Raw genomic sequence first — 14,694 nt, 5'->3', positions numbered from 1 at the left:
TTTAATCCTTTGTTATAATTCCCTTCTTAGAGGTTTAAGAAAAAGATTAGCAAAAAATTGATATTTTTTCAAGGGGAAACCACATAAACCACTGTGTATAATCATCCAGTATTCTATGTAATAAAAAACCAATTGGAAAACAACGACGAGCCTTTCATTGTTTTGATGAGACACCATATTAGCTAATAACGAAGGTAACGAATTTGGTGGCTCTGGCCATGCAGGAAATGGATGTGACAGACAAGATGGGAACAAAAAATAACGTTAAGGATTAAAAGTGAAAAAACTTATTTTGACAATACTAGGGCTTACTCTTTTACAATTTGGATTTGTTTGTGCATCTAGTTCAGATGAAACAACTGGTTCTTCTCGTGCAAAAGATGGAGAGAATGGAAAAGATGGAGAAAACGGTAGTAATGGCCAAAATGGAAAACCTGGTCAGCATGGTGGACATGGGGGAAAGGGTGGAAATGGTTGGTTAAGTGGTGGCAACGGAGGAAATGGTGGTCATGGCGGACACGTTAATTGTAAACGTTCTAGTGAAAATAAATAAGCTAGAACTCTTCATTGGTCCAAGTGGGGGCTGGTGGATACGACTGGCGATACGAATGTTAGGTCTACCACTACTTACTGAATAAATGATTTGAAGCCTTAGTATGACACTTATCAGCTCTACCGTCCATCCATTCCGATAAAGCCGGGGCAACGGCTGCGGTGGAATCTAGTTTTATCTCTCCAGCCAATCAAAGCAATATCCCATTTTGAAGAATGGCATCTCAAAATCCACATACAAGCAATACCTAAATAGTTCACGCTACTAAATTGCGGAAGACATAAACTCTTTTTTGTTTTCTACAAAAAAACAGAAGAAAGAGAGAGCAAAGTCATGCTGACATTCAGCGTGTTGCTTGCTGATATTAAGCTGATTTAATGCCCTTCTCCATCAGCATTTTTTTGACCTGCTCAACTTTGTCCCCTTGAATTTCAATATCATTTTCCTTAACGGCTCCGCCACATCCCAATTTTTTTTTGATGTCTGAGGCCAATTCTGACCTCTCTTTTACAGAGAGATTTAAATTCAATATCACGGTCAAAATACTTTTTCCCCGTTTAATTAGTCGTACTTTGACAACCTTCGTCGAAACATTGCTTGGTTTTGTTGGATTTGGCACCCATTCTCCACTTATGTTAAATGGCATTCTGTTTCCCTCAACTTTCGAGCATTATCAAAATTTGCGACAAGCGCAGTAAACTTAAATTTGAAAGCGCACATTTCTATTTTTAATTTCTAGAAGTACGAGTATAATGGAAGCTTACTTTTTGCAAGGAATCCTTTTAATGAAAAAGACTTTAATCGCACTTTTGTCCCTTTTATTTTCGGTAGACACCCTTATTTCGGCCTCTATTATTGATCCTGATGTTTATACAATTCTCGAACAAAGTTTCCCCTCAATCCCTAAAGAACAGTGGATGATTCAAGTATTAAAGGGCGGTCTTTCGGGAACTGCATTGTATAAGATAGAGACCCCAACGCAACAATACGTTTTACGCCTACACCAATCGACACAGCTAAGTTCTCAAGATGAAAGAGAACATTTTGCACTCATTGAAGCGGCTAAATTAGGCATTGCTCCTCATGTCGCGTATGTATCATCAGATAATAGAGCCATCCTAATGGAATTCGTTAATCACAAAACACTGACACTTGAAAAAGCTAAATTACCTGAAAACATTGTAAAAATAGCTTGCGCAATTCGCAAGGCCCATGAAATTGTTGGCCATCCTCATGTGGGTGAAAGTCTTTTATCCAATGCTCACCGTTGCCATGAAAAAGTCCTAAAAGACGGATTGGGAACAGAGGAAAACATAAACGGTGCACTTGAGCTAATCAAGAGATATCGAGAACAATTGTCAGCCTATGCATGCCCACAGGTGAATGTCCATGGTGATTTAAATCCAAGAAACATCTTTTTGACAGATGATAATGGTGTGCTATTGATCGATTGGGCTGAATCAAGCTTGGAAGACCCTTTTTACGACTTGACCTATTTCGCCTTAAAACATGATTACGATGAAGTACAAGAAGCACTCCTGTTAAAGACCTATTTGCAACGACAACCCACGGTCGAGGAAACGAGTCGTTTTACCCTGCAAAAAAAGATCCATCAAGCTTTTTGGTCTCTGACAAACTTATACCTGGCCGACGTTCAGCTAAGAAAACATCCTCAACAGAAAATTGATCCACAGGCAAGCCTTAAAAGCTGGAGCACATATCAAAAAACTTATGCAGACTCGATGGAAGAACTTCCTGCGCAGTATTTCTACGAACTATCTCGCCTAAATTACCAGCTTGCATTATAAGTTTGAGGATATATGGATTATCACGTTTTTTTAGACTCCGTCAGCCAATCTTTTGCAACAAAATTCGAAGAAAGACCTCGAGAATCTCAAGAGATAACGATAGACATAACCGATTCCTCGGGCATGAAGAAACCATTCGAAGTCAAAGATATTTGTTTTCTTCTTTCATTGGATAGATTTAGAGAATTAGCTCAAATAACTCCACTTCCTGAAAATTTTGACGATTTGATAACAAAAATTTGGTCTCAGATGGGTAAAGGACATGGAACTAGCTACTTAGAAATCAAAATCAATACCATCCTGCGCATCAAAAATCTTTTTTATGATCTTGTCATAGTCCCCTCCAAAGATGGCAAAAGGAATTTTTTATTTAGAGAATCCTCGGATCTCATAACTCAACAACCGCAAACTTATCTTGCACCTATTCTCGATGCATTTGAGCTGATTCAAGAAATCAAACAAGGAGAATATGCCATCGTTAGTGCAATGGATCCCAAACCGATTTTAGCCTCTTGGCATTTTGCAACCTGTATCGGATTTGTTGCTTTTAATGAAGCTTATCGAATCGGAATATTAGCACATATCGATTTAGGAGCAACCTATGGTCAGATGTTTCAAGAAATTAAAAGGTATTTTAAAAATTTGGGCAGTGGTCCTATAAAAATCGATTATGTCTTAACAGGAGGAAGTTGCACACCAGTTTGTACCGATGCTATTCGAGGAGAAAGCCTTGATCTCCGCGAACATTTTAAAGCCGCTATTCAAAAAGAGGATGATGATCTTTTTCAATTTATTTTGATCCAAGAAATTGAAACAAAAATATCCGCTGTAGAGCTTAACAAAGATGCGAGTTGGGGATCTAGTATGCGTTTAAATCGAAGCATCGCATTGGATACACGTAAAACATCCCCTCTAAGCGAATTGATGAGCTACGAAGCCCGTTTAAATCCGGATTCTTCTTTACACAAACGTGAAGGAACCCAAAAAGAAGCCATCGATTTTTCAAAGGAGCGTTTAACACATCCCGAACTTAAGCCGGCTTCTCTTTCTTAAAAACTTCACGCATTCAATAAAAAACCCAAATGTTTTAATCACATTTAGGTTTTATTTTTTTACCAAAGGCTCATCATGAGCTTTTGGTATGCTCAAAATATCCCCTAAGCCGAGTTAAAGGTTAGTTGGAAATTTGTTGTGACTGTTCCACAAACTGTCGTACCTGAAATGGAAATGATAAATACGGGTCCTGAACCAACTGAAACCCCAGATATTACCCCAGTTGTTGGATCGATTGTTGATCCTGGCGGTAAACCTGTTGCACTATAAGTGAATGGCTGGCCACCTGGGCTGACAAAATAGACTGACATATCCAATGTGTACGGTGTTCCAGAAAGAGCCCCAATATTTATAGGCGGAATCGGAAGCACTGATGGAGGAATGCACGGAAAAGTAATTGTGAAAGGCTCACTGACACTTGCACATGCATCCGCTGATGTCGCGGTCACGACCACGTTATAAGTGAGCGTATCCGACAAGATAGAACCTGATATCACCCCCGTCGAGGCATCAATCGTTGAACCTGCAGGTAACCCAACGGCACTATAAACTAAAGGCAATCCACTTGGATTCGTGAAATGGGAGCTAACATCCAAAGAGTAGTTCCCAATTCCTGTGAATGAGGCAGGAGGAATCGTTGTACTGACTAATGTTGTACATGGAAAGCTAATCGTAAAGGACTGAATAGCAACCGAGCATGCATCCGCAGCCGTTGCTCGAATTGTCACCGTGTAAGAATTATTGTCATTGAGTCCAACCCCAAAAATAACTCCCATCGTTGGATCGAAAGTAGCTTCTGGAGGCAATCCTTCTGCACTGAACACCAAAGCCGCTCCACTTGGATCGCTAAAATAGGGGCTGATATTTAGCGTATAAAGCTCTGTCCCTGTAAAGTTCGCGTTAGGAATTGGATTACTCACTAAAATTTGGCAAGGCCCTAACCGTCTTTTCTTTTCTTCTGCCACAGCCAAAACTTGAGGCATATACACGGCAGGAGAGCTTACCCAAGCAGCTAAAATGGGTTCACAATAACAGGGAGTACATTCATTGCGACTATCTGCTCGATCACCAAAGACATATGTTAATTCAAGACCAGCTGTTGTATTGCTAGGGAGATGCGATTTACCTCTTGTATGCGCTCCAAATAAGCCTACGACTAATCCGGACCAATCAGGATGATGCCAGCCGAGGCGTACTCTTCCATAATTATAGGGACGTTTAAATTCCCCCAATAGATCAAAGAAAAGGTTGTATTTTAAGTCTTGGTGATAAGTAAAACTACCGCCGAAACCTGAGACAACCTTTCTTGATTTATATTTTCGATTATATTTAACAAAATCGTAGTCTGCATCGACATGAAAATATCCTGAACACCAAGGAATGAGAGTTGTCCCTAATGACCCCCCATAGCTATTAGATCCTGCGATGCGTCTCGAATAAAGAAAATCCCTACATTCCTTGTGTCCCAATTTACGAGCTGGAGCATATGAACAATAAAATCCCACGTCTGCACTGGGAAGAAATGCATTACAAAAATCATGCTGGTATTCAACACCCACAGCATACTGGTGCATCCAACGCTCTTCTCGACCAGTAGAAAAACGATAACCGAGTTTTTGAGTTAAAAATTCACCTGAAAGCTTTACGCGATCATCTTCTCCCCATAACACCCCAAAAGTTCCATTCGCGCGATAATTACGTCGTCCAACTTCCCCAAAAAAGGAAACAGCGGCCTCATCCGTAATAGAACGGGGAATCACGCCTAATGTAAAATTGGGAATCAAATCATTTTGCGAGTGTCCTCTGGAGCGGCTGCAATCGCTTAAACTTGACTGTAACTGATTAAAAATCAGACAAAACAAAAACAAACATCTTAAAAATTTTTTCATTGTCATTTACCCTAGCATCTTATTAAAAGAATTTTCCAAGATAAAAGGCTTTTTCATTTATTTAAATAAAAAATCCAAATGATCAAAAAGAGACTCACACTATTTCCGAAGAAAGTGTAGACCAAGCCAACCTTCTTCCTCAATTTCGTCTAATAACGTCCATCCCCATCTTAGAGCCTGCTGGAGATAGAGTTCGCGTTCTTCTTGAAGAATGCCGGAAATAAGAGCCTCCCCTGGCAAATGATGGACAGATTTAAGACTTTTCCAAGCAACAGCTTGTTCGGAAGCGATCATATTCATTAAGACAAGAATATTCTGCTGTTGTTGAAGGACATGGGTGGGAGGTTCAATGGAAAAAGTAATGTCACCTTCCAGCTCATTGAGCAATAGGTTCTCTTTAGCATGCTCAACTGCTTCTGGATCGATATCGATTCCCCACACAATCTTAGCTCCCATAATCGCAGCAGCTAAAGATAACACCCCGCTACCCGATCCTACGTCTAAAATAGCTTGTCCGTGAACCCGATCTTTCATGAGACGGAGAACAATACGTGTCGAGGCATGGGATAGATCGCCAAAACCAGGCCCGGGCTTAAGTTTGATGACGGGTAAGTTTTGTGCATCGATCAATTGATTTAGGTCTAAGTGCACGCACCCATCTCGATAATCAAGACCATGTGCGGACCATTGAGACTCCCAATCTATCGGACTAAAATGAATCGGCGCAAAAGCTCCAATAGTTTGCAAAGAAGTAAAAGGGAAATCAGAAAATGGGATGTCCCCCAAACTAGCTACAACCTCTTTGCTTCCTTCTGTTTCTTCGCTGTAAAGAGGCTGAGCCCCAAAATTTTCGAGTTCTTCCCATGCCTGTTCAGACGAGAATTGGGGTCTAATAAAAAAACGATAGGTGATCATTTAATGGTCTTCCCAAAAATGCGGGGTTAATACGGCAAGCACAGCAAAAAATTCTAAACGTCCAGCAATCATTAAAATCGAAGACCACATCAACCCAAAATTGGATAGAAATGCGAAGCTTTCCACAGGTCCAGCCATGCGAAAACCTAGTCCAACATTATTCACCATACATCCAACAATTCCTAGAGATGTTTGGGGATCGATTCCATCCAAAATATAGATGTATGTGCCAAGAACAGATAGTGTTATGATAATTAAAAAGAAACAGAGTACCATAATAGCCGAGCTAGCGTCTACCTCTTTATCGGCCACCCGGAATGTCCGCACTCTCTCAGGGCTAAACAAAGATTCGACTTTGAATTGCGCAATCCGAAAAAGCATGTAATGGCGCATAATTTTGATTCCCCCTGCCGTGGATCCAGACATTCCCCCCACAAACATGAGGATAAGCATAAGTGTTTGCATCGCATAGGGCCAAGTATCATAATTGGCCGTTGCAAACCCCGTTGATGTCTGTGCAGAAACGACCTGGAACATCCCATAACGAGCAGCCTCTTGCCAAGAAAAAAGGCCATCGGGAATTCCTCCAATAAGCACTTTTGGAGTTCCCACAAGCTTCCAAATAGCAATCAAAGTACTACTCAAAATAATGGCCAGATAGCATAAAAATTCGGGCTCATAAATCCGATAAAATTTCCCTTTAAACATGTAAAAATACAAAGTAAAGTTGACTCCGCCCAAAATCATGAATAGCAAGACAATCCATTCGGTCCAGCTGTCGTGATAAAATCCAATACTGGTCGAATGAACGCTAAATCCCCCTGTTGAAAGAGTTGAAAAGCTAATTGTAATCGCATCAAACAAAGACATCTGAGCGTTAGTGAACATCAGCAGCCCAATTTGCACAAGCGTGAGGAAGCAATAAATTTTCCAAAGCACGATAGCCGCGTCTTTGATACGTGGAGTAATGGAATCTTTCATAGGACCTGGAACTTCAGCTTGAAATAGAATTCGCCCTCCTGCTCCTAAAGCAGGTAAAATGGCAACAAATAACACGACAATGCCCACACCTCCCATCCACTGGGTCAAGCTCCGCCAAAATAAAAGTCCTTTACCTACCGCTTCAATCCCTGACAAAACAATTTCATGTGTGTGTGGATCTCTAATTGGTTCTATCGTTCCATGAAAAGTATACTCCACATCTGGACTTCCACAAAATGTGCGTGTAATAGGGATTTCTTCACCTGTTTTTAAATCATAAGACTTTGCTTGCATAACGGTTGCACCCGTGGTGGTTAAACCAGATGCCATTTCAAAATAAGCTTGTAAAGGATTCGTCAGGGTCCCGCTTAAAACGAAAGGGAGAGCGGCTAATGCGGGCGCAAGCACCCACAAAAATACAACCGCCGCGATCCCCTCTTTTAAGTACATTTTACGATTAGAACGTCTTCCACAATACCTCAGCCACATCCCGAGAACTAAACAAATCGCAACAGATTCTAAAAAAGCATCGATGGCATAGGGTTGAGGATGTAAAGCTGGATCCAAAAAAAATTTATAGTAACAAGCGACGCAGAGAGGAATGAGTAAAGTTCCAGCAATTCCAAAAACAAAGATGGAGAGAATTTTGCATAAATCTTTAAATTGCATAACTAAAACATTTTTTGGATTTCAGCCACGTGTTGAGGGGATGTAATGACAATCACAGTATCTCCAGGAGAAATAATACGCCCTCCATTTGCAATCATCACCCTTCCTCGATTTTGAATAACAGCAATCAGAAAATCTTCTGGAAAAAAAGGACCAAGCTCTGCCAAAGGAATCCCCACAATTTTTGAATCCATGGATACATTGATTTCCATAATTTCCGCTTGATTTTCATAGAGGGAGATAAGTGAAGTCACTGTCCCAGAAAAGATTTGCGAAAGAATGTGATTGGCCGCGCTAATCCGAGGAGAAACAGCATAATGAACGCCCAAGCGCTCGACTAAAGAGAGGTAACTTAAATTCGTTAAAATGGCGACAACATCTTCACAACCCGCTTCTTTAGCAAGACAAGCCGTCACTAAGTTAGTTTCATCATCTCGCGTACAAGCAATTAAAATATCTGCGTTTTTAATTTTTTCAGCATGTAAAAATTCTAGATCGGTGGCATCATGATGAACAATCGTGCATTGCGGCAATTTTTCAGACAACTGCGCACATTTGTCATAGCTCTTATCGATAATTTTTACCGCTACTTCTTTTTGAATTAAAAGTTTAGCCAAATTAATGGCCGTTAAGGATCCCCCAATAATCGTGGCGGATTTAAAAGCGCGATCAATCCCCCCAAAATAGTGGTGGAGGTTTGATACAGTTTCAGCATCTCCAATAAACGTGACCTCGTCCCCAGGAAGTAAACGATCTTTTCCATGCGGAAAAATCACCCGAAACCCTTGTTTATCTGGCCGACGAATAAGCCCTACCATAACATCAGAAGGCAATCCCAAATCTTTTAAAGACCGATCTCCTTTCTTCCATTTTGACGGAATCACAAGCGTTCTTAACTGCACAGCACCATGCGCAAAATGTTCAACCGCCCGAGATCCTGGGCTGACCATGTATTTTACAATATCGTTTGCAACAAGGAGTTCGGGAGCAATGAAGTAATCGACAGAAAAAATGTGGGAATAATCTAAGCGGGTATTATTTAAAAACCGGCTATCCCCAACACGAGCTACAGTTCTGGGATACCCAAGATGCCGGGCGATAGAACAAGACACTAAATTTGTTTCATCATCACCTGTCAGAGCTAATAAAACGTGTGGAGATAACTCTAAAAGATCTTCTAAAAGAACCCAATCGCTTCCCGATCCCACGCGCACAGCAATATCCAATGTGGAAGAAACTTTCTCGATTTTTTTAGGATCATTATCGATGAGCACAACATTATGCTGTTCTTTAGAAAGCATGGCTGCAATATGGCGTCCCATATCCCCAGCCCCCACGATCACGATGTTCATATCTTTTCCTAACCAGATTGCGTTAAGACAAGATGCTAACTTAAAATTAGATTTATTTCCAAATCGAAGGAAGCTTCTTTAATCTTCTTTCAAGATTTTTTGTTGAGCAAAAGAGGCATCCAAATGTCTTCTCGATTTTCTACGACACCCAGTGCGGTTTTCTTCCGGGATTCTATCCACGCATATTCCTTTTCTCGAAACTGATCAACGACCTCAGATGAGATCCCTTCACTTTTTCCAAAACCTTTGATTACAGTGAGTCCACTTGGCGGGCAGGCGATTGTAAAAATAGTTAAATCAGGGCGGGCTTGAAGTAAGGTGGGCACAATTTTCCAAACATCCCCCGTCCAAAAGCCGGGATCGAAATCTTTTTTAGAGGATTCTGCACTTAAAGGAATGGTATCGTGAATCAAAATGATCGACTGAGGTGTACAGTATTGCTCTGCATTGCAAAAGTCATCCACAATGGCTTCGTATTGATGCAGCCCATCAATAAAGATCAAATCAAAAGGATCCCCAGGGTAAGAAATAAAAAAAGCTTCACTGGTCTGACGATAGATGCGCGACCAAGCGTGAAGATCGGTTTGAATGCATGGATTGGGATCCACACCAACAGCAAAGGTTTGTGGACCCGCTAAACAAAAGCTAAAACCATATTGAACACCGATTTCTAGATATGTCTTCGGTTTTAAAGCGGCGTGAATTTTTTCCAGGACCTGTAAGTAAGGTTCTCCAGGAAGCGCTTGATAAGCCTTTTCCCAATCTTCCATCATTTTCTCCCTTCGCTATTTTCTATCCTTCTAGCAACATAGGAAAAACAAATGCAAGGAATTCAGCTGGATTTGCACATCTTTTTGACAACATCTCACCTCGCCTCTCTAAGAGTCGTGCATTTCCTTTAAAAAGAAAGCTCATCAACTGTTTGAGTTTATTGAGCTGCGTTGAAATGGGAGTCCCTTCTGCCATGGCGCATAAAAAATTTTGAACAAAATTTTGAAGAGCATTTTTCTCTGGAACATACTGTTGTCCCGCAAAAAAAGCGCGAATTTGATGAAAAATCAATGGGTTAATCACGCTTCCTCGTCCAACCATGAGTGCATCGCACCCCGTTTCTTTAAGCATTCTCACAGCATCATCCACATTTAAGATATCGCCATTTCCCACAACAGGAATTTTAAGTAACGCTTTCGCTTCGGCAATTAAATCCCATCTCGCTGGTGGCGTGTAACCATCCACTTTTGTGCGTGGATGCAATGTCATAAACTTAATCCCACTCTCTTGGGCTGCTAAAAGGTTTTCTTTGAATAAGGAAATATCTTCATATCCTGAACGGAGTTTAGCTGTAACAGGAACAGAGACAGCCTCTACCATGGCCTTCGCAATCCGATAAAGTTGTGAGGGATCTTTTAATAAGCTCGATCCAGCCCCTCGACCCGTCACCGTATTGGATGGACATCCACAATTTAAATCGATCCGATGCGCGCCTCGTTGAGCCAGTTCTTGCGCCATCGCTGCCATAAGCTCAGGGTTGGATCCCATAATTTGGACAGCTTGCGGAATGGGAAAGGTGTCATCCTTTTGATATTGTTTGGCTAAACTAGCCACATGGGCATTCGATGGGACACGCAAAAATTCTGTGCAGGCCTCATTGAATCCCCCCATTTTTGCCATCGCTTTGCGAAAAGGGCGGTCACCTAATCCTTCCATAGGCGCTAATAAAAGGTAGGGACAATTTCCAGTGCCTTTCGGGAGTAAATTCACTTTATCGCCTCTTAGTATTTGACTATTAATGTCTTTAATATTATGCATAGAAATTGTTTTTTAAAAAACAATTTGTGATCTATGATACTGGATATCGAGGAGTTAAGTACATTTAATTTTCACTACCGGAGATTTTTATGGCTGTAGGCATCTACAATTCCACTTCAACCTTTCAAAATGAGTACATTAAATCAACGTGCCGTAAAAGCACGGGTCAACGCGTCACATTTAGTAATATCTACTTGAGGGTAGAGGCTTTAAAAATGGCCATCGTCCATGCTGCGGGAGCCCCTTTTTCCTCAGCCTTTATCGTAAGCCATTTCGCTAAAAACTTTTTTAATCTTATGGAAAATGTTTACAGCGACCCAGGCATAAAAAACAATGAACCGCTTTCAGGCCCTTTCGATCGGTATTGCAATAACATTTTTAGACATGCGCAACCTTTATTTGACGATTTTTTAGCTTTTGTCACTTTTCCTGCATTTCGAACCTTGTTAATTGTGAGAGAAGTTGCAGCTGCAGTGATTCACCCTGCGATTATATACGGCTAAGAGTTGAGTTATTTTCTTGAGGGAAAAAAGACTGCGCGTTATGGTTCAAATTGCAAGCAAATAAAAATGACCTAACCTTCTTATGGAGCTATGTTTAACTTGAGTCATTTATCCTTAACCTTACTAGCCAATTTTTTTGGCATTGATCCCATTTTATCGCTTTATGCCATTGCCGCTTTTGTTTTAATCGGTGTGGGTTTAACTTCCCTCATCCTTTTTACAAAAGCAAAATTTGTGAATAGCGAAGAATGTGAGATCAAGGTCAATAGCGATCCGAAATTGACAAAACAAGTGCTAGGTGGATCGACTTTATTACAAGCCCTCTCTTCTAATGGAATCCCCGTCCCTTCTCCTTGTGGAGGAAAAGCTACTTGCAAGCAGTGCCGTGTACGTATTGTCGAAGGGGCAGATGAGCCTTTGGAAACAGATCGAGGAACTTTCAATAAAAAAGAGTTAAAAGAAGGGTGGAGACTTTCCTGCCAAGCGAAGGTTAAGCATGATCTTCATATTCTCGTTGACGAGCATTCTTTGGCCGTCAAAGAGTGGAAAGCAACCGTCGTGAGCAACAAAAATGTGGCCACTTTTATTAAGGAATTAATTGTTGAAATTCCGGAAGGGGAAGAAGTCCCTTATCAATCGGGAGGGTATTTGCAATTCCACGTTCCGCCTTTTAAAACAAATACAGCGGATTGGAAAAGCACTATGGATCCCATGTTCTATGCGGATTGGGAAAAATTTGGATTATTTGACAAAACGATTGATTTTAGTCATCTACCAACAGGCTCGAATGAAATTATCCGCGCATATTCCATGGCCTCCTACCCAGCGGAAGGCCGAAAGCTGATGTTTAACATTCGAATCGCCACTCCTCCTTTTGTGGGGGGAAAAATTTCGGATTCAATTCCCTGGGGAATTTGTTCCGCGTATACTTTTAGTTTAAAACCTGGAGATAACGTTCGTTTATCAGGCCCTTACGGGGAATCTTTTATGATCAACGACAATCGAGAGCTTATTTTCTTAATCGGGGGTGCTGGATCATCATTTGGGCGCAGCCACATTCTCCATCTGTTTAACACCGAACACACACAACGACAAGTGTCCATGTGGTATGGAGCACGCTCGATTAAAGAAAATATTTATCAAAAAGAATATGAAGAACTTGCCCAAAAATACCCTAACTTTACTTATAATCTTGTCTTATCAGAGCCTCTTCCTGAAGACCTTTCTGCTGGATGGCCTAAGGACGACCCCATTAAGACAAACTACCTTTTCAAAGCTTTTGAACTTGGGCAACTGAGTAAGATGGAAAGTCCTGAAGAATGTTTATTTTATGTCTGTGGACCACCTATGCACAACATCAGCGTTCTGAAATTGCTAGATGATTATGGGGTTCCTCGCAAAAGTATTATTTTGGATGATTTTGGAAGTTAAAGCATTTTTGATCTTGGATATTTAAGAGAGCACATCAGAAAGTTTTTCTGTGTGCTCTCTCCTCATTTACACACAAAGTGGATATATTAACCTATTATGCGCGTACTCCTTGCCCAAATTAATCCGATCATTGGCGATTTAAAAGGAAATACTCAACAAATTTTGGCCGCTATCGAAAAAGGAAAGCAAAATCGGATCGATCTAATGGTCTTTCCTGAATTAGCCTTGTGTGGATATCCGCCCGAAGATATTCTGCTTCTCCCCAATTTTATGGAAGAAGTCGAATGTCATTTAAAAACCATTGTCTCCCAAACGCAAGGAATCGCCGTACTTTTAGGTCTCCCACGCTCTAATCCCGACGTTTTAGAAAAAAAGCTCTATAACAGCGCTGCTATCATTCAAGATCAGAAAATTTTGGGATACCAAGATAAGCAGCTCCTCCCCACTTACGACGTGTTTGATGAACGACGTTACTTTGAACCTGGCAACCATACACGTTTGTGGTCCTTATGCGGAAAAAATATTGCGATAACCATTTGTGAAGACATGTGGCAACATAGCAATTTGCTAAAATTTACCAACTATCGGCAAGACCCTATTCAAAATCTACTTCCTTTATCCCCCGATTTATTGATCAACCTCTCTGCCTCCCCTTTTTGCATTGGACAACTCAGACATCGCTTCACCACCATTTGTAAAGCCGCTATGACGCTTCAATGCCCTGCTGTATTGTGCAATCAAGTGGGCGGTAATGATAGCTTAATTTTTGACGGACATAGTTGTTTTGTAGACAACATGGGACGTCTATGCAGTGTTGCCAAAGGATTTCAGGAAGATTTGCATATTGTTGATCTTTCAGAACCCTTGCCTCCATTTGAGTGGATAGAATCTCCAGTTGAAATGCTTTATTCCGCCCTTGTCCTTGGAGTTCGCGATTATTTTCACAAGTCGGGCTTTAAGCACGCATGTTTAGGTCTATCAGGAGGAATTGATTCAGCCCTGGTTGCTTGCATCGCCGTGGAAGCATTAGGGCATCAAAATGTACTCGGTGTTGCCATGCCATCCCGTTATTCATCAACTGGTAGTCTAGAGGATGCGAAAAAACTCGCCAAAAATTTACAGATAGAATTATTGAACATTCCCATTGAAGGCCCCTTTCAGAGCTACCTCCACCTTTTGAATCCCTTTTTTGAAAATAAACCTGCAGATGCTACAGAAGAGAACCTCCAAGCACGCATTCGAGGCATGATTTTGATGAGCCTTTCGAATAAACATGGATATATTGTGCTAAGTACAGGAAATAAAAGTGAACTGGCAGTGGGATATTCTACATTATATGGAGATATGTGTGGTGGATTAGGCGTCATTAACGATGTTTCCAAACAAGAGGTTTACGCCCTTTCCAAATGGATTAATCGACATAGAGAAATTATTCCATGGAACACCATTCATAAGCCCCCTTCTGCCGAGTTACGTCCTAATCAAAAAGATTCTGACACCCTACCCAGTTATGAAATTCTCGATGCTATTTTAAAAGACTACGTGGAAGAACATCAAACACCTCAATGGATTGCCGAAAAACATCACTTTCCTGTAGAGCTAGTACAAAGCATAATTCGTAAAATTCATCAAAATGAATACAAGCGCAGACAAAGTCCTCCCGGCTTAAGAGTGACAGAAAAAGCCTTCACAATTGGAAGAAAATTCCCTATTGTTCAAAAGTGGGTTTAA

Annotated in this window: 13 protein-coding genes; 6 read left to right on the top strand and 7 right to left on the bottom strand. The window is 40.9% G+C overall.

Features of this window, described 5'->3' with window-relative positions; translation table 11 throughout:
- Window positions 1-277: 277 nt before the first annotated feature.
- The gene (locus tag AB7E63_RS02495; RefSeq protein WP_006342372.1) at window positions 278-553 is read left to right on the top strand and encodes a hypothetical protein; all 276 of its coding nucleotides are present in this window, start codon (window positions 278-280) and stop codon (window positions 551-553) included.
- A 364-nt stretch (window positions 554-917) separates the two neighbouring features.
- Here AB7E63_RS02495 and AB7E63_RS02490 read toward each other — a convergent pair whose 3' ends face one another.
- Entirely contained in the window at window positions 918-1,199 is a 282-nt protein-coding gene (locus AB7E63_RS02490) for a translation initiation factor (RefSeq protein WP_050784583.1), read from the bottom strand.
- 139 nt (window positions 1,200-1,338) lie between these two features.
- On the opposite strand from AB7E63_RS02490, the gene AB7E63_RS02485 reads away from it, so the two are divergent.
- Together AB7E63_RS02485 and AB7E63_RS02480 are read left to right on the top strand one after the other, a co-directional pair.
- A complete protein-coding gene (locus AB7E63_RS02485) occupies window positions 1,339-2,361 on the top strand; it encodes a phosphotransferase (RefSeq protein WP_232503236.1) in 1,023 nt (340 codons plus the stop codon).
- Window positions 2,362-2,373: 12 nt separating this feature from the next.
- A complete protein-coding gene (locus AB7E63_RS02480; RefSeq protein WP_006342367.1) occupies window positions 2,374-3,414 on the top strand; it encodes a hypothetical protein in 1,041 nt (346 codons plus the stop codon).
- A 104-nt stretch (window positions 3,415-3,518) separates the two neighbouring features.
- Here the strand turns inward: AB7E63_RS02480 and AB7E63_RS02475 are convergent, their stop codons facing one another.
- The 6 genes from AB7E63_RS02475 to AB7E63_RS02450 form a co-directional block, all read right to left on the bottom strand.
- A complete protein-coding gene (locus AB7E63_RS02475; protein ID WP_006342366.1) occupies window positions 3,519-5,303 on the bottom strand; it encodes a putative Ig domain-containing protein in 1,785 nt (594 codons plus the stop codon).
- Between the two features lie 99 nt (window positions 5,304-5,402).
- Window positions 5,403-6,218, bottom strand: a complete 816-nt coding sequence (locus tag AB7E63_RS02470) for a 50S ribosomal protein L11 methyltransferase (protein ID WP_006342365.1) — start codon at window positions 6,216-6,218, stop codon at window positions 5,403-5,405.
- Entirely contained in the window at window positions 6,219-7,868 is a 1,650-nt protein-coding gene (locus AB7E63_RS02465) for a TrkH family potassium uptake protein (RefSeq protein ID WP_006342364.1), read from the bottom strand. It abuts the gene before it with no gap.
- Window positions 7,869-7,870: 2 nt separating this feature from the next.
- Window positions 7,871-9,220 (bottom strand): Trk system potassium transporter TrkA, encoded by a 1,350-nt coding sequence (gene trkA / locus AB7E63_RS02460; RefSeq protein WP_013924365.1) that lies wholly within the window; start codon window positions 9,218-9,220, stop codon window positions 7,871-7,873.
- 89 nt (window positions 9,221-9,309) lie between these two features.
- Entirely contained in the window at window positions 9,310-9,993 is a 684-nt protein-coding gene (locus tag AB7E63_RS02455) for a class I SAM-dependent methyltransferase (RefSeq protein WP_006342362.1), read from the bottom strand.
- A 19-nt stretch (window positions 9,994-10,012) separates the two neighbouring features.
- Entirely contained in the window at window positions 10,013-10,981 is a 969-nt protein-coding gene (locus AB7E63_RS02450) for a tRNA dihydrouridine synthase (protein ID WP_036746527.1), read from the bottom strand.
- Window positions 10,982-11,118: 137 nt separating this feature from the next.
- Here AB7E63_RS02450 and AB7E63_RS02445 point away from each other — a divergent pair, with 137 nt between their 5' ends.
- The 3 genes from AB7E63_RS02445 (at window position 11,119) to AB7E63_RS02435 (ending at window position 14,694) form a co-directional block, all read left to right on the top strand.
- Window positions 11,119-11,532 carry a hypothetical protein gene (locus AB7E63_RS02445; protein WP_006342360.1) on the top strand — a complete coding sequence of 138 codons (414 nt, stop codon included), beginning with the start codon at window positions 11,119-11,121 and terminating at the stop codon, window positions 11,530-11,532.
- Window positions 11,533-11,622: 90 nt separating this feature from the next.
- Window positions 11,623-12,963, top strand: coding sequence for an NADH:ubiquinone reductase (Na(+)-transporting) subunit F (nqrF, locus tag AB7E63_RS02440; protein WP_006342359.1), 1,341 nt, complete (start codon window positions 11,623-11,625; stop codon window positions 12,961-12,963).
- Window positions 12,964-13,059: 96 nt separating this feature from the next.
- Window positions 13,060-14,694 (top strand): NAD+ synthase, encoded by a 1,635-nt coding sequence (locus AB7E63_RS02435; protein ID WP_059360185.1) that lies wholly within the window; start codon window positions 13,060-13,062, stop codon window positions 14,692-14,694.

It is taken from the genome of Parachlamydia sp. (assembly GCF_050255895.1).
Taxonomy (GTDB): domain Bacteria; phylum Chlamydiota; class Chlamydiia; order Chlamydiales; family Parachlamydiaceae; genus Parachlamydia; species Parachlamydia acanthamoebae.
This window is presented reverse-complemented; position numbering and strand designations above follow the sequence as displayed.